At 71.0% G+C, this 359-nt stretch carries 1 protein-coding gene; it reads right to left on the minus strand.

What is annotated here, in order from left to right; all coding sequences use genetic code 11:
* On the minus strand, window positions 1-359 hold a 359-nt coding region (locus tag FLQ44_RS16680), incomplete at both ends, for a flagellar basal body P-ring protein FlgI (RefSeq protein WP_147695308.1).

Here is a 359-nt window from a genome sequence, read left to right on the forward strand (position 1 = left end):
ACCGCCACGCTGCCGCCGTCCACCGCGCGGGCGGTCTCCGGGCCATAGGTACGGTTGACCACATCGACCAGCCGCTGGACCGTGGTGAAGTCGGCGCGATGCAGGTCGAGGACCAGTTCCTCGCCGTTGCTGCTGAGGCCGTCGGGCACGGCGCGCTCGACGATGGCGCCATTGGGAATGCGGCCGGCGCTGGGCACGTTCACCGAGATCCGCGAGCCGTCGCTGCCCTGCGCGCCGAATCCGCCGACCACGAGATTACCCTGGGCGATCGCATACACCTCGCCGTCGGCGCCCTTCAGCGGCGTCATCAGCAGGGAGCCACCGCGCAGGCTGCCGGCGTTGCCGAGCGAGGACACGGT

Origin of the sequence: Vogesella mureinivorans, from assembly GCF_007644035.1 — a bacterium.
In the GTDB taxonomy this organism is placed as follows: Bacteria; Pseudomonadota; Gammaproteobacteria; order Burkholderiales; family Chromobacteriaceae; genus Vogesella; species Vogesella mureinivorans.